Source organism: Gilliamella sp. Gris1-4 (assembly GCF_001690335.1).
GTDB classification, from domain to species: Bacteria; Pseudomonadota; Gammaproteobacteria; order Enterobacterales; family Orbaceae; genus Gilliamella; species Gilliamella apicola_P.
Window position 1 is genome coordinate 1 of sequence record NZ_LZHA01000035.1, and the last position, 475, is coordinate 475.

Genomic DNA, 475 nt, shown 5'->3' on the forward strand with positions numbered 1-475 from the left:
AACAAAAAAAGTGGCGGATTATTTATCATCAAGTTATAATTTTTGAGCTTATTCAAGCAGGAAATCGTTCAAAAATAAAGCAAACGGATAGAGAAATTGATAAAAAACAAGAAATTATTTGGCAAGGAAATAAAAATGCATTACCATGGTTGGCATCTGGCATCTGGCATCTGGCCTGCCAAACCTATGCCCTAAATCTTATTGATTCGCACGGTAGCCAAAGTAGGTCGCCACAGTTATTTTCATCATCGAAGTCATTTCGCGTAGCGAAATCGACGCCGTCATCGGGGTCTTTACTGGCGATGCCGTCGGCGGATTCTTCGACAACATCTTCGGTCACATCATCGGCCATATATTCGGCAAAATTATCGTCGATATCCAAGTGGTTATTAAAATCGCCATTGTTATCCAAACCGCCGTTACTATTTAAATCATCTTTGTTATCAAAATCGGCACTATTCTTCGCACCGTTGTT

Annotated in this window: 1 pseudogene; it reads right to left on the reverse strand. The window is 40.0% G+C overall.

The features are described 5' to 3' along the window. Positions 1–184: 184 nt before the first annotated feature. A pseudogene (locus A9G31_RS11765) lies at positions 185–475 on the reverse strand (hypothetical protein); the annotation flags it as partial.